This is a genomic window from Hyphomicrobium denitrificans ATCC 51888 (assembly GCF_000143145.1).
Lineage (GTDB): Bacteria > Pseudomonadota > Alphaproteobacteria > Rhizobiales > Hyphomicrobiaceae > Hyphomicrobium_B > Hyphomicrobium_B denitrificans.
In genome coordinates this window covers 1,823,062-1,844,904 of the sequence record NC_014313.1, presented here as the reverse complement: position 1 = coordinate 1,844,904, position 21,843 = coordinate 1,823,062, and the positions used below count along the sequence as shown (strand labels likewise).

The 21,843-nt window shown below is 61.7% G+C and carries 15 protein-coding genes and 1 pseudogene; 9 read left to right on the top strand and 7 right to left on the bottom strand.

Annotated features, from left to right (window positions below; genetic code table 11):
- Positions 1-17 precede the first annotated feature (17 nt).
- From HDEN_RS08910 to greA, 4 genes are all read left to right on the top strand, one after another.
- Positions 18-779, top strand: a complete 762-nt coding sequence (locus HDEN_RS08910) for a hypothetical protein (protein WP_013215777.1) — start codon at positions 18-20, stop codon at positions 777-779.
- A gap of 126 nt (positions 780-905) precedes the next feature.
- Complete coding sequence (locus tag HDEN_RS08905; protein ID WP_013215776.1) at positions 906-2,120, top strand: MFS transporter; 1,215 nt, start codon at positions 906-908, stop codon at positions 2,118-2,120.
- A gap of 164 nt (positions 2,121-2,284) precedes the next feature.
- On the top strand, positions 2,285-5,560 hold the full coding sequence (carB, locus tag HDEN_RS08900) for a carbamoyl-phosphate synthase large subunit (protein ID WP_013215775.1): 3,276 nt from the start codon (positions 2,285-2,287) through the stop codon (positions 5,558-5,560).
- 141 nt (positions 5,561-5,701) lie between these two features.
- The gene (gene greA / locus HDEN_RS08895) at positions 5,702-6,175 is read left to right on the top strand and encodes a transcription elongation factor GreA (protein ID WP_013215774.1); all 474 of its coding nucleotides are present in this window, start codon (positions 5,702-5,704) and stop codon (positions 6,173-6,175) included.
- Positions 6,176-6,206: 31 nt separating this feature from the next.
- Here greA and HDEN_RS08890 read toward each other — a convergent pair whose 3' ends face one another.
- Together HDEN_RS08890 and HDEN_RS08885 are read right to left on the bottom strand one after the other, a co-directional pair.
- Positions 6,207-6,776, bottom strand: coding sequence for a hypothetical protein (locus HDEN_RS08890; protein WP_013215773.1), 570 nt, complete (start codon positions 6,774-6,776; stop codon positions 6,207-6,209).
- A 23-nt stretch (positions 6,777-6,799) separates the two neighbouring features.
- The gene (locus tag HDEN_RS08885) at positions 6,800-7,288 is read right to left on the bottom strand and encodes an Lrp/AsnC family transcriptional regulator (protein ID WP_013215772.1); all 489 of its coding nucleotides are present in this window, start codon (positions 7,286-7,288) and stop codon (positions 6,800-6,802) included.
- Between the two features lie 131 nt (positions 7,289-7,419).
- Between HDEN_RS08885 and HDEN_RS08880 the strand changes: the two genes are divergently transcribed.
- Together HDEN_RS08880 and ettA are read left to right on the top strand one after the other, a co-directional pair.
- Positions 7,420-8,451 (top strand): mitochondrial fission ELM1 family protein, encoded by a 1,032-nt coding sequence (locus HDEN_RS08880; protein WP_013215771.1) that lies wholly within the window; start codon positions 7,420-7,422, stop codon positions 8,449-8,451.
- Positions 8,452-8,575: 124 nt separating this feature from the next.
- Entirely contained in the window at positions 8,576-10,234 is a 1,659-nt protein-coding gene (ettA, locus tag HDEN_RS08875) for an energy-dependent translational throttle protein EttA (protein ID WP_013215770.1), read from the top strand.
- Positions 10,235-10,441: 207 nt separating this feature from the next.
- Here ettA and HDEN_RS08870 read toward each other — a convergent pair whose 3' ends face one another.
- The 4 genes from HDEN_RS08870 to HDEN_RS08855 form a co-directional block, all read right to left on the bottom strand.
- On the bottom strand, positions 10,442-12,310 hold the full coding sequence (locus tag HDEN_RS08870; protein ID WP_013215769.1) for a hypothetical protein: 1,869 nt from the start codon (positions 12,308-12,310) through the stop codon (positions 10,442-10,444).
- A gap of 162 nt (positions 12,311-12,472) precedes the next feature.
- Entirely contained in the window at positions 12,473-13,159 is a 687-nt protein-coding gene (locus tag HDEN_RS08865) for a PRC-barrel domain-containing protein (protein WP_150103230.1), read from the bottom strand.
- 300 nt (positions 13,160-13,459) lie between these two features.
- Complete coding sequence (locus HDEN_RS08860; protein WP_041921617.1) at positions 13,460-14,041, bottom strand: ABC transporter substrate-binding protein; 582 nt, start codon at positions 14,039-14,041, stop codon at positions 13,460-13,462.
- Positions 14,042-14,186: 145 nt separating this feature from the next.
- Entirely contained in the window at positions 14,187-14,822 is a 636-nt protein-coding gene (locus HDEN_RS08855) for a hypothetical protein (protein WP_013215766.1), read from the bottom strand.
- Positions 14,823-14,963: 141 nt separating this feature from the next.
- Between HDEN_RS08855 and HDEN_RS08850 the strand changes: the two genes are divergently transcribed.
- The 3 genes and pseudogenes from HDEN_RS08850 to metH all read left to right on the top strand — a co-directional run bounded on the left by HDEN_RS08850 (position 14,964) and on the right by metH (position 20,703).
- Entirely contained in the window at positions 14,964-15,992 is a 1,029-nt protein-coding gene (locus tag HDEN_RS08850) for an ArsR/SmtB family transcription factor (RefSeq protein WP_013215765.1), read from the top strand.
- Positions 15,992-16,909: a methylenetetrahydrofolate reductase [NAD(P)H] gene (gene metF / locus HDEN_RS08845; RefSeq protein ID WP_013215764.1), complete on the top strand. Its 918-nt coding sequence runs from the start codon at positions 15,992-15,994 to the stop codon at positions 16,907-16,909. Before HDEN_RS08850 ends, metF begins: the two co-directional genes overlap by 1 nt.
- A 28-nt stretch (positions 16,910-16,937) precedes the next feature.
- A pseudogene (gene metH / locus HDEN_RS08840) lies at positions 16,938-20,703 on the top strand (methionine synthase).
- Between the two features lie 641 nt (positions 20,704-21,344).
- Here metH and HDEN_RS08835 read toward each other — a convergent pair.
- Complete coding sequence (locus tag HDEN_RS08835; protein WP_150103229.1) at positions 21,345-21,842, bottom strand: GNAT family N-acetyltransferase; 498 nt, start codon at positions 21,840-21,842, stop codon at positions 21,345-21,347.
- Between the last annotated feature and the right edge of the window lies 1 nt (position 21,843).

Genomic DNA, 21,843 nt, shown 5'->3' with positions numbered 1-21,843 from the left:
TCTCAAGGATTTCGTCAATGCGTCGCTTTGCAAGTGCCCTTGCCGCCTTCGCCTCAATCGTGAGCGTTGCGCAAGCGGAGCCGATCCCGCTCGGAGCCGCGCCTGAAGCCGCCGAAGCGAAGACGCCGCCCAATCCGTGCAGCCAGGAAGTCGCCGCGTCGCTGCAGAAGCTGCGCAAGTCGTCCTGGTTCCGCATGACCAGCAACATGATCACCGAGAACGGTCCGTCGACGATGGAGGTTGACTACATCCTCCCCGATCGCATGCACCAGAAGGTGACGAACACCGTGACGAATGCGTCGTCGGAGATCATCCTCATCGGGCGTGAAGCGTGGTCGCGCCGCGGCGAGGGAAGCTGGACGCCGATGCCCGCGAACGTCGCCGGACAACTGCAGACGCAGGTCGAAGAGTCCGTTCTCGTCGAGCAGAAAGATATCGGCAGCTACGCCTGCAACGGCAAAACCAAGGTCGATGGACATGACGTCATGTCCTACAAGCTCGAAAGTCAGCCCGCCAAAGGCGAGTCGTTCCGAAACCAGACCTATCGCGTGTTCTACGTCGATGCCATGACCGGCCTGCCGTACAGCAATGCGCTGCTCGTTCCGGGCCGCGACGACAAGCCGATCTTCAAGACGACGTATGCGTTCCCGCTCGACCTCAAGATCGAGCCGCCGAAGGATATCACCGCTCCGGCTCCGGCTCCGGCTCCCGCTCCTGCCGCTGCGCCGCCGGCTTCGCCAGCGCCGGCTCCGGGTGCGGCATCCGATACCGGCAAGTAAGGCGGCGCTGGTACGGCCTCCAGGATCGTCGCCGGTACTGCCCGCGCTTCGATGGCTGCTATGCCCTCTCCAAGGATGACCTCTGCCGGCTATGCCGCTACAAGCGGCGGCCGGAGATAGATCCTCATGAGCGCAATTGAGTCATCCGTGGACGCCCGACCGGCGGCCGCCAAGGTAACGTTCTCGATTTTGCTGGCGGTGAGCTTCTGCCATCTGCTCAACGACGTGATGCAGTCGTTGCTGCCCGCCGTATATCCGATGCTGAAGACCAGCTACGGCCTGTCGTTTTGGCAGATCGGGCTTTTGACGACCGCGTTTCAAGGCACCGCCTCGCTGCTGCAGCCGCTCATCGGCTATTACACCGATCGCCGTCCCGTCGAATATTCGACCAGCGCCGGCATGACCTCGACGCTGCTCGGACTGGTCCTGCTGTCATTTGCGCACGGCTACGCGATGCTGCTCATCGGAGCGATGCTGGTCGGTCTCGGATCGGCTGTCTTTCATCCTGAATCATCGCGCATCGCCCGGCTGGCATCCGGCGGACGCCACGGCCTCGCACAGTCCCTGTTTCAGGTCGGCGGCAACTTCGGAACGGCGCTCGGACCGTTGCTCGCGGCGTTCATCGTGCTTCCTTATGGACAGTCGAGCATCGCGTGGTTCGCGCTCGTCGCGCTCCTCGGCATCGCCATTCTCTGGCGCATCAGCCAGTGGGGAAGCGCCGTTCGCGCGCGTCCGAAAGCTGGCGCCGAAGCTGCCGCAATGCCCTTTCCGCGCGATCGCACCATACTTGCGATTGCGACATTGGCCGTGCTCGTCTTCTCGAAATACATCTACATGGCGAGCCTGACGAGCTACTACACATTCTACGCGATCCATAAATTCGGCGTATCCGTGCAGCAGTCGCAGCTGATGCTGTTCGCGTTTCTCGGCGCCGTCGCCGCAGGTACGATTCTCGGCGGCCCGATCGGCGATCGCATCGGCACCAAGACGGTGATCTGGATCTCGATCCTTGGCGTTCTGCCATTCACGCTGGCGCTGCCTTACGCCAATCTCGAGTGGACCATTGCGCTCACCATCGTCATCGGCGTCGTGCTGGCGTCGGCGTTTTCGGCGATCGTCGTCTTCGCCCAGGAACTGGTGCCGGGGCGTGTCGGCATGATCTCGGGGCTGTTCTTCGGATTCGCGTTCGGGATCGCGGGAATCGCTGCCGCCGTTCTCGGCATCGTCGCCGACGCCAAAGGCATCGACTATGTCTACCACGTCTGCTCTTATTTGCCGCTGCTTGGCCTGCTCACCTTGTTTTTGCCGTCCTTGAAGCATGCGAAAGAGGAAAGGGCGTAGTTTCTGACACAGTGTGACAGTTGCGAAACCCTATGCCGCAGTATTTTCAGGGTTCCCCCTCCGTCCGCCTTTGCCTATAAGCCCCCCTTAGCCTGAGATCAGAAACATCAATCGCCGAGCCGGCTGCGTCGCCCGCTTTCGCCTCGGCCAAACGCTTGCGCGGCATGCCCAAACGCACCGATATCAAATCCATCCTCATCATCGGCGCCGGCCCGATCGTCATCGGCCAGGCGTGCGAGTTCGACTATTCCGGTACGCAGGCCTGCAAGGCGCTGCGCGAGGAGGGGTACCGGATCATTCTGGTCAACTCCAATCCGGCGACGATCATGACGGACCCGGATCTGGCGGATGCAACTTACATCGAGCCGATCACGCCCGAAGTCGTCGCGAAAATCATCGCCAAGGAAAAGCCCGACGCGATTCTGCCGACGATGGGCGGACAGACGGCGCTGAACACCGCGCTGGCGCTTCATCAGCAGGGCATTCTGCAGCGCCACGGCGTCGAACTGATCGGCGCCAACGCGGCTGCGATCGACAAGGCCGAAGACCGCCAGCTCTTCCGTGAGGCGATGAAGACGATCGGGCTCGAGACGCCGCGCTCCAAGCTCGCCCACACGCGTGAAGAAGCGGCCGATGCCCTTGAGCATGTCGGCCTGCCCGCGATCATCCGGCCGTCGTTCACGCTCGGCGGAACCGGCGGCGGCATCGCCTACAACCGCGAGGAATTCTTCGAGATCGCCGAGCGCGGGCTCGACGCCTCGCCGACGACGCAGATCCTGGTCGAGGAAAGCGTCCTCGGCTGGAAGGAATTCGAGATGGAGGTCGTCCGCGACAAGGCGGACAACTGCATCATCATCTGCTCGATCGAGAACGTCGATCCGATGGGCGTGCACACCGGCGACTCGATCACGGTCGCACCGGCGCTGACGCTGACCGACAAAGAATACCAGATCATGCGCGATGCCTCGATCGCAGTGCTGCGCGAGATTGGCGTCGAAACCGGCGGCTCGAACGTCCAGTTCGCAGTCAATCCCGCCGACGGCCGCCTCGTCGTCATCGAGATGAACCCGCGCGTCTCGCGCTCGTCCGCGCTCGCCTCGAAGGCCACCGGCTTCCCGATCGCCAAGGTCGCGGCCAAGCTCGCCGTCGGCTACACGCTCGACGAAATCCAGAACGACATCACAGGCGGCGCGACGCCGGCATCTTTCGAGCCGACGATCGACTACGTCGTGACCAAGATTCCGCGCTTCGCGTTCGAGAAATTCCCCGGCTCCGACACGTCGCTGACGACGTCGATGAAGTCGGTCGGCGAAGCGATGGCCATCGGACGCACGTTCCGCGAAAGCATGCAGAAAGCATTGCGATCGATGGAAACGGGCCTGACCGGCTTCGACGATATCCATCTCGACGGCATCGGGCAGGGCGACGACAAGAACGTCGTGCGCGCCGCCGTCTCGCGACCGACCTTCGACCGCATCCTGAAAGTCGCGCAGGCGTTCCGCCTCGGCTTCTCGCAGGAAGAGGTCCACCAGTACAGCAAGATCGATCCTTGGTTCCTCGCCGAGATCAAAGGCGTCGTCGATACGGAAGCGCGCGTCATCGCGCACGGCCTGCCGAAGACGGAGACGCAGCTTCGCGCGCTCAAGGCGCAGGGCTTCTCGGACGCGCGTCTGGCGCACCTCGCAAAGGTGAGCGAAGCCGACGTTCGCCGCGCGCGCCACGACCTGGGCGTGACGCCGGTCTTCAAGCGCATCGACACGTGCGCGGCGGAATTCGCGTCGCCCACCGCCTACATGTATTCGACCTACGAAACCGGCCTCAGCGGCGATCCCGTCTGCGAAGCCGATCCTTCTGACAAAGAAAAGATCGTCATTCTCGGCGGCGGCCCGAACCGAATCGGCCAGGGCATCGAGTTCGATTACTGCTGCTGCCACGCCTGCTTTGCGCTGACCGCGGCGGGCTTTGAGACGATCATGGTCAACTGCAACCCGGAAACCGTCTCGACCGACTACGACACCTCGGACCGCCTGTTCTTCGAGCCGCTGACTGCCGAAGACGTGCTCGAAATCATCCGCGTCGAAAGCAGCAAGGGCAAGCTCAAGGGCGTCATCGTTCAGTTCGGCGGCCAGACCCCGCTGAAGCTCGCGAGCGCGCTGGAAGAAGCCGGCGTTCCGATCCTCGGCACATCGCCCGATGCGATCGACCTTGCCGAAGACCGCGATCGCTTCAAGGCGCTCATCGAAAAGCTCAATCTCAAGCAGCCGAAAAGCGGCATCGCCAAAACGCCGGGCGAGGCGCGCGCCGTTGCCGAAACGATCGGCTATCCGGTCGTCATTCGTCCGTCGTATGTGCTCGGCGGCCGCGCGATGGAAATCGTCCACGACGGCAGCGAGGTCGATCGCTACGTCACGCGTCTTTCCGCGACGCTCGACCGTCCGTCCGAACTCGTCGTCTCCGAGAGGCGCCCGCTTCTGATCGACAGCTATCTGACCGACGCGGTCGAAGTCGACGTCGATTGCCTTTCTGACGGCAAGGATACGTTCGTCGCCGGCATCATGGAGCACATCGAGGAAGCCGGCATCCACTCGGGCGACAGCGCCTGCTCACTGCCGCCGCACTCGCTCTCGGCTGACATCATCACCGAACTCGAACGGCAGGCGCGTGAGCTTGCTCTGGCGCTGCGTGTGGTCGGCCTGATGAACATTCAGTTCGCGATCAAGGACGGCGAGGTCTTCATTCTTGAAGTCAATCCGCGCGCCTCGCGAACGGTGCCGTTCGTTGCCAAGGTCATCGGGCTGCCGATCGCCTCGATCGCGTCGCGGATCATGGCGGGCAAGCCCCTCGCGAGCTTCGAGCTGAAGAAGCCGGTCTACAAACACATCGCCGTCAAAGAAGCCGTATTCCCGTTCGCGCGCTTCCTCGGCGTTGATCCGATCCTCGGACCGGAAATGCGTTCGACCGGCGAGGTCATGGGCATCGACCACGATTTCGCAATGGCCTTCGGCAAGAGCCAGCTCGGCGCCGGACAGACGCTGCCCTCGGGCGGCACGGTGTTCGTGTCGGTCAAGGAAAGCGACAAGGCGCGGATCGTCGGCCCGGTGAAGGAACTCGAAGCGATGGGCTTCAAGGTCGTCGCCACCCGCGGCACGAAGCGGTTCCTGGAAGCGAACGGAATTCAGTGCGAAAGCATCAACAAGGTTCTGGAAGGCCGCCCGCATATCGTCGACGCGATCAAAAACGGCGATATCCACCTTGTTTTTAATACAACCGAAGGTTCCAAGGCGCTGAGCGACAGCAAGGACATCCGGCGCACGGCCTTGCTTCACCACATCCCCTATTATACAACATTGTCAGGGGCAGTGGCTGTCACACGAGCCATCAGGGCGTTGAATTCCGATACGCTTCAAGTGGCGCCGCTGCAGGCTTTTGCGCATCATTGAGCCGTTCGCAATACAGGTGATCTGAACGCTTTTGAATAGCGCGTGCCAGCACAGCCACTTTTCTATTCATTAAAGCGCGAGTTTAACTGGGTCGGAGCCGGCGCTCCGCGAGTAGAGACCGTTCGAGACGTGGAGAAGATGATGGAACGGGTGCCGATGACCATCGAGGGATACAAGAACCTCGAAACGGAGCTGCAGCGGCTGAAAGCTGTCGAGCGTCCGCGCATCATCGCTGCGATCTCGGAAGCGCGCGCCCACGGCGACCTTTCGGAAAACGCGGAATATCATGCCGCCAAGGAACAGCAGGGGCTGAACGAAGCCCGCGTTGCTGAGCTTGAGGACAAGATCAATCGCGCCGAGGTCATCGATACGTCGAAGCTCTCTGGCGACACGGTCAAGTTCGGCGCGACGGTCACGCTTCAGGACGAAGATTCCGAAGACAAGGTGACGTACACCATCGTCGGCGACACCGAAGCCGACCTGAAGAACGGCAAGATCTCGATCTCGTCGCCCATCGCGCGCGCGTTGATCGGCAAGACGAATGGCGAGAGCGTCGACGTCACGACGCCGAAGGGCACGCGGACCCTCGAAGTTCTGAAAGTCTCCTGGAAGTAACGCCGCCGCAGCGCTCTCGTCTGCGTTGGAATTAATCGCTATCGCCGTCGAAGTAGGCGCGCGCCGCGTCGCATTCGCGCTGTGAAGGCAGGAGATCGAACACTCTGTCGTCGCCTTCGGTGCCGCTGAGTTCGACCGTATCCGCCGTGCCTTCGAGCGCTAGCCCGGTTTCGCCCGTCTTCAGTCTCAGACCGCCGGCGCCGATCGGGCTCAAGCGGAAGATGCCGCCGTCTGCCTCGAGAAAGCAGTCGAAACCCTGATCGCTCGCCTTGCAGCTTGCAGCCTGTCCGTACCACTCGTCTTTGACTGAAAGCATTAGCGCGAAGCCGAGCTGGAAACGATCGGCGGAATTCGGCGAGCCATCCGAGTTCGTTTTGGCCAAGTCGACCTCGATGCTGCGCACGCGTTGCGCCGGGTGCGTTTTGAGATGCGCTTCGTTGTAGGTTGCCGCGAAACACGGCCGCCCGGCGAGCACGTTCGAGAAATAACGATCGTAGAGATCGCTCGACGTCGCCGACGCGTTGCTCGCCACACCGAGTGACAGCGAACCGGCGAGAAGCATGAAGCGCATGAGTGTCGGATTGCTCATAAGGCCCTGCATGCGTCCTCGACTTCGTTCGTGTGTCAGGTCTCTTCCGGTCCAGTCACAGCAATCGGAACGCCAGGCTCGCGCTTGGTTCTTCGAATGGTCAGGAACGTCTTGACGCTCGCGACGTTCGGCGCCGACGTCAGCGCATCGAGCACGAAGCTTTGGAACTCGGGCAGATCGCGCGCGATGCATTTCAGCATAAAATCGCTTTCGCCGGAAAGCATGTAGGCCTCCCGGACGAGGGGCCAGCCGAGAACGCGATTTTCGAAAGCGCGGAGATCGGACTCGGCCTGATTGTGCAGGCGGACCATGGCGAACGCGGTCAGAGCATATCCGAGCGCGACCTCATCGATCAGCGCCGTGTATCCCGAAATCAGCCCGGCTTCCTCGAGCGCGCGAACCCGGCGCAGGCACGGCGGCGCGGAAAGCCCGATCCGGTTGGCGAGCGCGATGTTCGTCATCCGGCCGTCGGCCTGCAGCTCTTTGAGGATTCGCCAGTCGGTCGCGTCGAGTTCTATTGCCATTAACATTCGTTCCAGGAGGCGCGAGTGTAATATCAGGAACGCTGCTCCATCGCACCACGTTTCGTTTGTTTCGTTAGTGCGGCTGCTTCGGGGCTCGACACCCGACGCCGAAGAGATGAAAACATCGCCGCATGACCGCTTCTCCACTCGACGATCACCCCCTCGCAGGCCAGACGGCCTGGATCATCTCCGACGGCAAGGCCGGGCACGAGGCTCAGTGCTTTGGCGTCGTCGAGGCGCTGGGTCAGAAGGCCGAGGTGAAGCGCGTCGCGCCGAGCGGCGTCTTCAAGTGGATGGCGCCCTGGGGTCCTGTCGCGCCCCGTGAACGCTTCGGACAGCCGGGCGCGCAGTTTGCTCCCCCGTGGCCGGTCATCGCGTTTGCGACGGGCCGCACGACGATCCCCTATCTCCGCGCGCTTCGCCGGCTGGCAGGCTTTAAGACGTACACGGTCATTCTCATGGACCCGCGAACGGGACCGGGCACCGCCGACCTGATCTGGGTTCCAGAGCATGACCGTTTGCGCGGATTGAATGTCATCACGACGCTCACCGCCCCGCATCGCTATTCGCCGCAACGGCTCGAAGCTCTGCGCGCGCACATGCCGGCGGCAATCGCCGCGCTGCCGCAGCCGCGCGTCGCCTGCCTGATCGGCGGACCGAACGGCGATTACACCTACAGTGACGACGACCAATCCCGGCTTGTCGCATGTCTCAAGGATTTCGCGCACCGCGGCTTCGGTCTGATGATCACGACATCGCGGCGAACACCGGAGAAGCTCGCGGCCGGTATCAAGGACGCCGTGCGCGATACGAATGCGCTGTTCTGGGATGGCGGCGAAAACAATCCCTATCCGGATTTTCTCGCCCACGCCGACATGTTTCTCATTACCGCCGACAGCGTCAGCATGACGTGCGAGGCTGCCGCGACCGGGCGACCGATTTATATTTTTTCGCCCTCCGGCGGTGGCGCGAAGTTCGATCGCTTCCATAAAGCGCTCGCCGAACACGGCGTCACGCGGCCGCCGCCAGCCCCCGGAAGTGAAATCGAAACCTGGAGCTACAGGCCGCTTCACTCCGCTGACGTGATCGCATCCGAGATTGTGCGCCGTTGGACGAAACGCGCGAAAATGCTCCCCGGCCTCGTTTCGGCGCCGCCGCGCTGAACCCGCGGCATGCGGCGGTCTGAGCGGGTTGAAACGCGAGCCCAATGATATATTTGAGCAATGCGCAGCGATCGGCTAGAACGCGCGCCTAACCCCTTAAACGTCTTACGCAGAGGCGCCCCCGATGGCCGCACACCAGTACGTCTACCATATGCACAAGCTCTCCAAGGCCTATCCGGGCGGAAAGCAGGTGCTGAAGGACATTTCGCTGTCGTTCCTGCCGGGTGCGAAGATCGGCGTCGTCGGTTTGAACGGCGCGGGTAAATCGACGCTTCTGAAAATCATGGCGGGCGTCGTTGACGACTTTATCGGCGAGGCGCGCCCGGCCGATGGAATCAAGGTCGGCTATCTCCCGCAGGAACCCGAACTCGACGAGACGAAGGACGTGCTCGGCAATGCGATGGAAGGCGTCGCCGAGAAGAAAGCGATCCTCGATCGTTACAACGAAATCGCCGCCAACTATACCGAAGAGACGGCGGACGAAATGACGGCGCTGCAGGACCAGATCGACGCGCAGAACCTTTGGGACCTCGACGCCCAGGTCGAGCAGGCGCTCGATGCGCTTCGGTCTCCGCCGGGCGATTCCGACGTGACGAAACTGTCGGGCGGCGAAAAGCGCCGCGTCGCACTGACTAGGCTGCTGTTGTCGAAGCCCGACATTCTCCTGCTCGACGAACCAACCAACCATCTCGACGCCGAAAGCGTCGCGTGGCTCGAACGATATCTCCGCGAATATACGGGTTGTGTCATTCTCGTGACCCACGATCGCTACTTCCTCGACAACATCACCGAATGGACCCTCGAACTCGATCGCGGCCAGGGCGTACCGTGGAAGGGCAATTACTCCGGCTGGCTCGAACAACGCGCGAAGCGCGAAGCCGCCGAGAAGGCGCAGGAAGAGGGCAAGCAAAAGGCTCTTTCGCGCGAACTCGAATGGATCCGCTCCTCGCCGAAGGCCCGTCAGGCCAAGTCGAAGGCGCGTATCACCGCGTATGAAAAACTCGCCGACGAAGCCGGACGCGAAGAGAACGGCCGCGCCAGCATCCAGATCGCGACCGGCCCGCGCCTCGGCGGCGTCGTGATCGAGGCCGACGGACTGAGCAAAGGTTTCGGCGACCGTCTGCTGATCGACAATCTCTCGTTCAAGCTGCCGCCCGGCGGCATCGTCGGCGTCATCGGTCCGAACGGTGCCGGCAAGACGACGCTGTTCAAGATGCTCACCGGCCAGGAAGAACCTGACGCCGGATCGATCCGTCTCGGCGATACCGTGAAGATCGCTTACGTCGACCAGTCGCGCGCGCACCTCGATGACAAGAAAACCGTCTGGGAGGAAATCTCCGGCGGCCTCGATCAGATGCTGCTCGGCGGCAAGAAGGAAGTGCCGTCGCGCGCCTATTGCGGCTGGTTCAACTTCAAGGGCGCCGACCAGCAGAAGAAGGTCGGATTGCTATCGGGCGGCGAACGCAACCGCGTGCATCTTGCGAAGCTCCTGAAAGAGGGCGGCAACCTGCTGCTCCTCGACGAGCCGACCAACGACCTCGACACCGAAACGCTCGGCGCGCTTGAAGCGGCGCTCGAAGATTTCCCCGGCTGCGCCGTCGTCATCTCGCACGATCGCTTCTTCCTCGATCGCCTCGCGACGCACATTCTGGCCTTCGAAGGCGACAGCCACGTCGAATGGTTCGAAGGCAACTTCGCCGATTACGAGGAAGACAAGAAGCGCCGCCTGGGCGACGAGGCCGTCGAGCCGCATCGCATCAAGTTCAAGCGCTTCGAGCGGTAACTGCGCGCCGGCGGCCGGCTCCGCACAGCGGAGTCGCCGGCGCAAAGGGAAGAGTGCCGCATCGTATCAAGTTCAAGCGCTTTGAGCGGTAATTGCGCGCAGGCCGCCGGCTCCGCGTAGCGGAGTCGCCGGCGCCAAGAGAAGAGTGCCTCATCGCATCAAGTTCAAGCGCTTCGAACGCTAGTTCAAATGCGAACTGTCTGCCGGTCAGTACATCTGCACCGGCAGCACGCCGCCCGGCCCGACCATCAGGCCCCAGATTTCGTCAGCTGCGACCTCGACGGTATCGTTGGCCATCGGAGCTTTCGACCCCTTCAAGCTGTAGGCGTGCTTGCCCGGAGCGAGTTCGAGCGTCGGGCCGTCAGGAGCTTTGCTCCCCGCGCCACCCGGAATCTTGATCGTCTTTCCGGCGATCACAAGCGTCGCGGGCGTTTCGAGAATGTTGCCGAATAGAATTTTCGTCTGGCCTGGCTTCGGCATCAGTCCGGATTTCTTCGCGGCCTCCGTCTGCCGGATCGACAGTTGAGCCGTCGTCTCGCCGCTGGCACGGCCGAGCCTCAGGACGGCCGGACCTTCGGGCATCGTATAATAAAGCACGACCTCGTCGGGCTTGATGACTGCTTTGGAGGTATCCTCGGTCCAGCCTCGCTTGCCAAGTTCGGCGCGATAGAATTCGAGAACGGACGCGAGCTTCGCTGGCACGCTGGCATTGGCGCTATATCGGAACAGCGACTTTTCACTCCCGCTCAGCGAGTGCGGCTTCGGCACAGGCAGTCCGCCCGCTTCGTCGGCTTCCAGCGCCTGCGTCGTGTCATTGCCGGATGAAGTCTCGGAAGCAGAGGCGTCTGGCGCAACCGCTTCCTCTTTCTGCAAAGCCGAGCCCGCGCCGGTCACATTGACCGACGTTCCCATCTTCATGATGGTGAGTGAAACCTCCTGCTCGCCTTTGTGGAATTCGAGCGCGACCATGTTCGGCTGATTGATGACGGTCTTGCGCTCGCTCCAGCCGAGCGCCGGCATCTCGGCGCGATAGAATGCGACGACCTCGGCAACGCTGGATGAACTGTTGTAATCGAGACGTCCGGCGCTTCCGTCGAAATCGAGACCGTCAGCCGTCGATGGTACGGGGATCGGTGCTGAGTTGCCCGCAAGGGCCGTGAGCTTCGACTGCGGTTGCGATGCCTGAGCGGCGCGTGCATCGGCTGGCGGCTGAGGTGCGGTGACGCCTGCAAGAGCGTCTTTCGTCGCCTTCTTCGCTTGCTCCATAATGTCGAGCGCCAGCGCATCCATGGCGTCGCCGAGCTTGTCATGCGCCGTCGGCGCGGACGGCTGCGGAGTCGGCTCCGGCTTGTCTTCGGGCGCTTCTTTGGCCGCGAAAAGAATTTGTGGCGGAATGCTCTCGAGGTTGACGGCCGTCTTGCCGTCGTCGCTCTTTTGCAGCGTCAGGATGAGCGGCTTTTGATTGTCTTGAACGTAGTAGGAGAAAAGACCTTTCTCCGTTTTCTTGTCGGCATACGCGGCTTTGGCCGAGTCCTCCTTCGACCACGGTGACCAGCCGCGCGCGATCAACTCCGTTCTGAAAAAATCGGACGTGGCTTCGACGGTGTCAGGCGTCGTGCATTTGAGATGCGGACGATCGGCATCGAATTTGATTTCGGTCGCGTTTTTCGGGAACGGCAGGTCGTGCTCCAGGGGCACGCCGGAATACGTGACGCTGGTCGCATTATTCTGCGCGGGCGCCGCATTGATGAAAACCGAAAGCCCCTGCGCGCCTTTCTTGAGAGACGCGAGCACCATGTCGGGATTTGCCTGTTCGCTCGCAGAGACGCGGCCGTATTGTTGCCAGCCATCGGCGCTCAAGACCTTGAGCGTCTCGGCGGCCGTATCGGCGACGGACGACGGCGCGGTGAAAATCGTCGACAGCGGACTGGCGTAGATTTCCTTGCCGCCGGATATGCGCGGCAGCTTGCTGGTGTCGAGCGCCTCGTCCGCCCATCCGGACGGAGCCGGTAAAAGCATCGCCATTCCGACAATTGCGAATACTGCGGCCGCATAGCGGCTCATTCTCGGCGTCATGAATTTCTCTCCCGGCTGCGCGGAGTTTCATCGCGTGCGGGAACTTGGGTAATGGACTCAACCGGCATTAGCCAAGTGGGGATCGGCAGTTTGGATAAACCGCCATGAAAAAAGCCGCGCTTTCGAGAAAGCGCGGCTTAAAAAACAGGCAGTGTAGGGAGCTTAGCCGTTGCTTTTGTCGACGATCGGCAACTGCTTGGCTTCCTCCGAACTGATCGACAGCTTCACGCCGTCGGAAACCTCGGTGATCTTGTCGCCGCCAATGGCATAGACCTGCGCGTTCATGCCGGCGGGCGTTCCGGCCGTGACCAGGATCTCCTGCACCTTGCCGGAGGTATCCGACTTCACGCCGTTGATCTCGCCGATCTTCGCGCCGTCCGAGCCGAGAACGGCCTGGCCGATTTTGAGCTGGCTGGCTTCGATGGTCGAACTCGCAGCACCCGCGGCGTCCGGAGCGGCTTCGGCTGCCGGAGCTTCCGGGGCCGGTTCCTGAGCAGCGCCTTCGGGAGCAGGGGCCTCGGTGGCGTCGGCGGGAGCAGCGGGAGCCTCGGGCTCCGGCGCTGGAGCTGCGGTATCGCCGCCTTCCGGTGCCGGCGCGCTCTGGCCGTCCGCAGGCGCGTCGGCCTCAGGGGCCTGCGCGGTTTCCTCGTTTGCGGAGAGGGTCTGTTCCGCCTGTGCAGCGTCAGCCGGCTCGGCCTGCTGCGCGAGAACGATCCTGTCGTTCGTCGCGGAATATCCTGGAGAAGTTCCGAGCACCAGCATGGCGGCAGCAAATGAAGCGCTCGCCAGAGAATACGTTTTCGCCGAGAACAAGACGGCCTCCTTACCTGCTTCGCGGCCTTGCTTCATGTTGCAAGCCAGCTTCAACCTGACCGGCATCCCACGTGCCGGGCATCACACGTCGATAGCATCGCTAGCGCCCGCAGGCGAACAGCGGTGTCAATGAGATTACCGCGAATGGGAACGTAGGCGCGGACATGCGTGCCGCCATCGACACGCTGCGCGCATCCGATCCACATAAGAGCCAATGCGAGCGAGATTAAGAGGCACATCGGGCACGGTGAAAAATATCCTCGATGCGTGCACAAAAAGCACAACCGGCGGGAATCGTCTGCCCGCCGGTTGTGCGATTCTGTGATTTCATCGCGCTCAGCGGCTGAGAGCCAGCACCAGCGCGCGGGGATTATTGCCGTTCTCGGTGATGTAGTTCTGGAAAAGATCGTCGAGGAACGACGTCATCCAGAAGCCGACGACCTGCGCGTCGCGCACCTTGTACCCGGAGCCCGACTTCATCACGAGCCAGCGGATGTCGTACGTCGCACCGGAACGCAGTGTGATGCGCGCGTCGACATTCGTGCCGCCAGCATCGCCAGGACCCTGGCCGACGACGACAGCGCTCGCCACCGGATATTCCGGAGCCGTTTTCGCCGCGTATTTGGCGATGAAGTTGATCATGCCGTTGTAATAGCTCGGACGCTCGGCCTTCGGCAGCGTGCGCGCATGCGGTCCAAGCGCCGTCAAACCGATGTTGGGGACGTCCATGTGCTTGCGCAGAACGTCGCTGAAGGCGACGACACCGCCGGTGCGTTGCGCGGCCAGCAGTTCGTTTTGAACGCCCTGCATATAGGCTGCGGGCGATTCCGCGCGTGCATTCGTTGTCGTCAGCGCCGCGACGCAGACCATTATGGCAATTAGCCAGCAGGCGGAGCGCGTCCGCGTCCAAATTGTCATCTGCGTGTCTAACCCTCGCATAGTCGCCCCTTACCAGTTCTCTCTTCTCAAGTCAGCCCGAAAGGGATGTGCCGCCATCTGTCTGCTCGCACAAACCAGACCTACCGCGGTAGAGAAGCAACAATCTCGTCAAAACGATGCCCGATTACGCTCCGGCCGGTGCAAGATCAGCGTCGAATTTGTGGCCGCCCGATGGCCCGTTCGCCCCCGTCACCGCATCCGGTCGTAGCAAAGGCAGCCCAAGGATGCGGCAAAGCTCGAGAATTTCGCCCTGTCCGACTTGTTCCGCCGTCGCCAGCGTGACGCTGCGGCTTGCCTCGGGATGGACCAGAACGACGTCGCGCACGACGCTGGAAAGCGATGTCCGGATTTTCACCGAAACGCCCGCATAGGTCGAAAGCGGCATCCGCCAGCCCTGCGTCGAGAACGGCGTTCTGTCGACGACCATGACGTCGCCATTGCGAATATCGATGATGCGGTCGGACGCCATGGCGATGACGATGTTGCGCAGCGGCCAGCAGACGAGGGCCGCCCAGAATACGAGAGCGATCGCAAGCTCGACGGCCGCGATCGGATTGGCCACGAGCACGGCGCGGAGCTCCGGCGACGCTACGGCGTACACCGCCAGACCGATTTGCGGGACGACGATCAGCGCTGCAAGCGTTGCCATCAGAAGCAAGCCGGGTAGCTTCGCGATCTTGGGCTCGCTGCGTCGCAGAGTGATCGGCAGCTGGTACATTGCGCCGGAAATCACCACGAACTCAGGAGATTGTTGCTGCATCTACATCACCGCTTCCACGCCGCCCAGGCGCTTGGAGAACGGTATGCGGACGCTTGCTAAAACGTGGTTAAGGACTGTCCGAGGTTTTGATAGGCCCAAAGAGAGCTTGACACATAAACATATGTTTATATGTTTCCCGCCATGTCGACGGCGGAACTCAAAACATCGGATCTCGTGACGGCGCTGAAAGCAGCGGCCGAGCCGACGCGCCTGCGCATTCTTCTGCTGCTCGCGGGCGGGGAGCTGAACGTCAAGGATCTGACCCTGGTCCTCGGGCAAAGCCAGCCGCGCATCAGCCGCCACCTGAAGCTGCTGTTCGAAGCCGGCCTGATCGAACGCTTCCGCGAGGGCAGCTGGGTCTATTTCCACATCTCGGACCGCCAGCCGGGTGGCCGTTTGGCATTGCGCCTCGTGGCCGACGTCGACCCGTCCGAGGCGGCGGTTCGCCTCGATCGCGAACGGGCCGATGCTTTAAAGCGGGAGCGCGAGGCGTCCGCTCAAGCCTTCTTCGAAAAGCACGCCGCCGATTGGGACCGCATCCGCACGCTGCACGTCGCGGAACGGGAAGTCGAAGCCGCGATGCGCGAAGCGATGGGCAGCGGACCGTTTCGCTTCCTGCTCGATCTCGGAACGGGCACCGGCCGCGCGCTTGAACTATTTTCCGATCGCTTCGAGCGTGGGCTCGGCATCGACGTCAATCAGGCGATGCTGGCGTACGCGCGCGCCAAGCTGAACACGGACGGCTGCACGCGCGCGCAAGTCCGGCACGGCGACATTTATGCGCTGTCGATCGCCGACCGCCAGGCCGACGCCATCGTGATGCATCAGATCCTGCACTTTTTGTCCGATCCATCGCTCGCGATCCGCGAGGCGGCGCGCGTTCTGGCGCCCGGTGGCAAGCTGCTGATCGTCGATTTCGCGCCGCACGAATTGGAATTCCTGCGCACAGAAGAAGCGCACGAGCGTCTTGGCTTTTCGCACGACCAGATCAGCGACTGGCTGAAGGATGCCGGTCTCGTTCCGCGCATGGTGCGTGATCTGACCCGCAAGCCGGGAGGCAGCGAGAAAATCTTGACGGTTACGCTTTGGCTTGCGGAGCGGCCGAGGGACTTCAAAGGCAATACGAACAGAGATGCCGCGGCCACCGGCACTCTTGAGGAGGCTCGGTGATGGCTCAGGGCAACGAACGCAAAAGCAAGCTTCTCGGCTCCGGCGACATCGTCGTCAGCTTCGAATTCTTTCCTCCGAAGACCGAGAAGATGGAGGAGACGCTTTGGTCGTCGATCTCGCGTCTTGCGCCGCTGCGCCCCGAGTTCGTGTCCGTTACGTATGGAGCAGGTGGCTCGACGCGCGAACGCACGCACGCGACCGTCACGCGTCTTCTGCGTGAAACCGATCTGAAGCCCGCCGCGCATCTGACGTGCGTCGATGCATCGAAGGAAGAGGTCGACGCTGTCGCCAGAGCATACTGGGACGCGGGCGTTCGCCATATCGTGGCGTTGCGCGGCGATCCGGCTCAGGGCGCAGGCACGAAGTACGAGCCGCATCCGGGCGGATATACCAATGCCGCCGATCTCGTCGCCGGACTGAAGAAGATCGCGAACTTCGAGATTTCGGTTGCGGGTTATCCGGAGACGCATCCGGAAAGTCCGTCGGTCGAAGCCGATATCGAAAATCTGAAAGCCAAGGTTGACGCCGGCGCCGATCGCATCATCACGCAGTTCGGTTTCGATAACGCGCACTTCCTGCGCTATCTCGAACGCGCGCGTGCCGCCGGAATCTGGGTGCCGATCTCGCCGGGCATCGTGCCGATCCACAATTTCAAGCAGGTGTCGGGATTTGCGAAGCGCGCCGGTGCGACAGTGCCGTCATGGCTGGCGCGCCGTTTCGAAGGCCTGGAAGACGACCCGGCGACGACGCACCTGGTGGCGGCAGCGGCGGCGACCGAGCAGGTGATGGACCTCGTCGACGAAGGCATCAAGAAATTCCACTTCTACACATTGAACCGCGCCGACCTCGTTTACGCCATCTGCCACCTGTTGGGCTTGAGGTCTGCGAGAACGGATGCCAGCGCCAACGCGGCGTGACCCGAACACACTGAATGCGAGGCATAAGATGAGACGTAAGCCGAGTTGGGCAGCGCTGGAAAAGGCCGCGAGCGAACGCATCCTGATCATCGACGGCGCGATGGGCACAATGATTCAACGCCACAAGCTCGGCGAAGAACACTATCGCGGCGAGCGCTTCGCCGATCATTCCAAGGACGTCAAAGGCAACAACGATCTGCTCGTCCTGACGCAGCCGAAGGTCATCGAAGGCATTCACGCCGAATATCTCGACGCCGGCGCGGACATCATCGAGACGAACACGTTCAACGCGCAGCGCATCTCGCTCGCCGACTATCACATGGACGAGCTCGGCTACGAGATCAACGTCGCGGCCGCGAAGCTCGCACGCAGCGCCGCCGACGCCGCGACCGCCAGAACGCCGGAGAAACCACGTTTCGTTGCCGGAGCCGTCGGCCCGACCAATCGTACGGCGTCGATTTCCCCGCAAGTCAACGATCCTGGTTTTCGCAACGTCAATTTCGACGAACTGCGCGACGCGTACAAAGAGCAGGTGCGCGGATTGATCGACGGCGGCGCCGACATCATTCTGATCGAAACGATCTTCGACACCTTGAACGCCAAGGCGGCGGGCTTTGCGACGCTCGAGGTGTTCGAGGAAAAAGATCTCGAGCTGCCGATCATGATTTCGGGCACGATCACCGATCGCTCAGGGCGCACGCTGTCGGGCCAGACTGCGGAAGCCTTCTGGTATTCGATGCGGCACCTGAAGCCGTTTTCAATCGGCTTGAATTGCGCGCTCGGCGCCGAGCTGATGCGCCCCTACATCGCCGAGCTTTGCCACGTCGCCGATGTCCGCATCTCGGCCTATCCGAACGCCGGATTGCCGAACGCGATGGGTGAATACGACGAAACGCCGGATGAAATGGCGTGCAAGGTCGAACCCTGGCTTGCCGACGGACTGATCAACGTCATCGGCGGTTGCTGCGGCTCGACGCCCGATCACATCTCGCACATCGCCAACCACGCAAAGAACTACAAGCCGCGGACGCCGACGAAACTGGAACCGCGCCTGCGCCTCTCCGGCCTCGAACCTTTCGTCCACGGGTGAAATCAGAAAAATGACAGCAGGAAATGCCGCGCAATTGTTCATCAACGTCGGTGAGCGAACGAACGTCACAGGGTCGGCGAAGTTTCGCAAGCTGATCGAGCAGAACGACTATGCGGGTGCGCTGACCGTCGCGCGCCAGCAGGTCGAGGCGGGCGCGCAGATCATCGACATCAACATGGACGAGGGCCTGCTCGATTCCGAGAAGGCGATGACCACGTTCATGAACATGATCGCGTCCGAGCCCGACATCTCGCGCGTGCCGGTCATGATCGACAGCTCGAAATGGAGCGTCATCGAGGCGGGCCTGAAGTGCGTGCAGGGCAAGGCGATCGTCAACTCGATCAGCATGAAGGAAGGCGAGGGGCCGTTCCTCGAACAGGCGCGCAAGGTTCTGCGCTACGGCGCGGCCGTCGTCGTCATGGCCTTCGACGAGGTCGGCCAAGCCGACACCATCGAACGCAAGGTCTCGATCTGTGAGCGCGCCTACAAGCTGCTGACGGAGAAAGTCGGCTTTCCGCCCGAAGACATCATTTTCGATCCCAATATCTTCGCCGTCGCGACCGGCATCGAGGAGCATAACGGTTACGGCATCGCCTTCATCGAAGCGGCGCGCCAGATCAAAGAGAAGATGCCGCTCGTGCATATCTCGGGCGGCGTCTCGAACCTGTCGTTCGCATTTCGCGGCAACGAGCCAGTGCGCCAGGCGATGCACTCGGTGTTTCTCTACTATGCCATTCAGGCCGGCATGGACATGGGCATCGTCAACGCCGGTCAGCTGACGGTTTACGACGACATCCCGGTCGAACTGCGCGATCTCTGCGAGGACGTGATCTTCAATAAGCGTCCCGACGCAACGGATCGCCTTCTCGACGCCGCGCCGAAGTTCAAAGGCGAGGGCGGCGCGAAAGCCAAGGAGAAGGATCTCACCTGGCGCGAAGGCACGGTCGAGCAACGGCTCTCGCACGCGCTCGTCCACGGCATCACGGAATTCATCGAGGTCGATACCGAAGAAGCACGCGCCAAGGCTGAAAAGCCGCTGCATGTGATCGAGGGTCCGCTGATGGCGGGCATGAATATCGTCGGCGATCTCTTCGGCGCCGGAAAGATGTTCCTGCCGCAGGTCGTCAAGTCGGCGCGCGTGATGAAGCAGGCTGTGGCCTATCTGCAGCCTTATCTTGAAGCGGAAAAGATCGCCTCGGGCGTTGATCAGATGCCATCAGCCGGCAAGATCCTGATGGCGACGGTGAAGGGCGACGTCCACGATATCGGCAAGAACATCGTCGGCGTGGTTCTCCAGTGCAACAACTACGAGGTGATCGATCTTGGCGTGATGGTTCCCGCCGCCAAGATTCTCGAGACCGCAAAAAAAGAGAAGGTCGACATGATTGGCCTCTCAGGCCTCATCACGCCGTCGCTCGATGAAATGTGCTTCGTCGCCGCCGAGATGGAACGCGAAGGCTTCGCGTGTCCGCTGCTGATCGGCGGCGCAACGACAAGCAAGGTGCACACCGCCGTCAAGGTCAGCCCGAACTATCAGAAGGGTCAGGCGGTCTACGTGCTCGACGCCAGCCGCGCCGTCGGTGTCGTCTCGAACCTGCTTTCGGAAACCGAAAAAGAGCCGTTCGTCCAGAACATCAAAACCGAATACGCGAAGGTGCGCGAAAATCACCTTGCACACGAAGCGCGCAAACAGCGCATCACGATCGAAGCCGCACGCGCCAACAAGTTCAAGATCGATTGGAACGCGTTCAAGCCGGTGAAGCCGAGCTTTCTCGGCGTCCGCGCATTCCAGAACTACAACCTCGCCTCTCTCGTGCCGTACATCGATTGGACTCCGTTCTTCCAGGCCTGGGAGCTTGCGGGCCGCTATCCGCAAATTCTGACCGATAACAAGGTCGGGTCCGAGGCGAAGAAGCTCTTCGACGATGCCCAGGTTTTGTTGAAGCGGCTGGTCGAGGAGAAATGGGTGACGGCGTCTGCCGTCGTCGGCTTCTGGCCCGCGAACAGCATCGGCGATGATATCGAGGTGTATACGGACGATACCCGCTCGACGCAGTTGACGACGCTGCACACGCTGCGCCAGCAGATCGCCCGCGATCCGTCGCGTAACCGCGCGCACACCGCGCTCGCCGATTTCATCGCGCCGAAGGAAACCGGCGTCGCCGATTATATCGGTGGCTTCGCCGTGACCGCTGGCATCGGAGAAGACGAAGCGATCGCCAAGCACATCAAGAAAACCGACGACTACAGCCGCATCATTGCGAAGGCGCTCTGCGACCGCCTCGCCGAAGCCTTCGCCGAAGCGATGCACCATAAAGTGCGCCGCGAGCTTTGGGGCTACGCCAAGGGCGAGAAGCTGACGAATGACGATCTGATCCTTGAAAAGTATCAGGGCATTCGTCCCGCGCCCGGTTATCCCGCACAGCCCGACCATACGGAAAAGGCCACGATCTGGAAGCTGATGGACGTGCAGAACAATGCCGGCATCGAGCTGACGGAAAGTTTCGCGATGTGGCCGGGCGCCGCCGTATCCGGCTTCTACTACGCGCATCCCGAAAGCCATTACTTCGGCGTTGGCAAGGTTGAACGCGATCAGGTCGTCGACTATGCGGCGCGCAAGGGCTGGACGGTGGAAGAAGCCGAGCGCTGGCTGTCGCCGGTTCTGAATTACGACCGCCAGACCGCGACGACGAAAGCGGCCTGATCACCCAACACTACGGATGTCCAAAAAAATCGGCGCGGTCACATCAGTGCCGCGCCGATGGTCATTTGGCTCGCGCCAGGCTTCCTGCAAAGTCCCCGTCTCGTTGGCTCCTTGGAGCGTTTGCCGCGGGTTTGCGATTCAGGCGTTCCTCTCGAAAGTCGCTCTCAGATTGCCCCGATCACGACCGCAAAAACGAAACCAAATGACAGGACAGTAGCAAGGGCATTGAAACTCGCTTGCAAGGTCATACCGTCACCTCTCAAATGAGAGTTTTGGATTCCGTCGCGCCTCTCTCCGAAGCGTGATGACAGCTACGCAGCCGCAAGCAGTGCTGACAAGTTAAAAGCATTTTGCGATGCAGAGAGAACGCCTTGATTTCTAGGCGTTTCGATACGTCGGGACGCGTGCGATCACATCGGAAGCCGTCATATGCATCGCACGCCCGTCGCGATGGCTTCGATCGTCGAGTGACGGAAAAATCCACGTTTCCAATCGCCGATCCGCCAAGCGCTTATTTCATGCGTTGCGAAAAATCTGACGGCGTGATCGCCAGCCGCGCAAGAAATGCGGCGCACAAAAAAGAACTGTAAATAATTATCCTTACACTTTGAAATGCGCTTCACGACGGAAGAGATCGCCGTTCAGTCCGCCGTCAGATGCTTGCGCAACAAAATCTCCGAGCTTCCCTCGACGACGAGATCGCTCAGAGTCGCGATGCGATTGAATCCATGCTTCTCATAAAAGGACAGCGCACGCGTGTTGAACTCCGACGCCGCGACCCAGAGATTTTGCGCGCCGATGCTGCGCGCTTCGCTCTCGAACCAGTCGAGGATCGCGCCGCCGATACCGTGGCTTTGATAGCCGGGAAGAATGCCGAGAAACTGCAGGTAAGGACCGCGCAGCCAGTTGTTTCGAATGCTGATCGCTCCAGCAATGACGCGGTCGGCCTTGATCGCGAAACGCGGCGCGCCGGCTTCCTCGTTCGCGAGAAACGCCGTCAATGCTTCGCCCGTGTAGGCATAACGCGCCCAGGGATCGATACGTGAAAGCAGGGGCCCGACGGTTTTCGCCGCGACCGGCGTCATGGGCTCGAGGTCGAACCCCTTCAGCCGAACGGCCTTCATGCGCAGGCTCGCCATG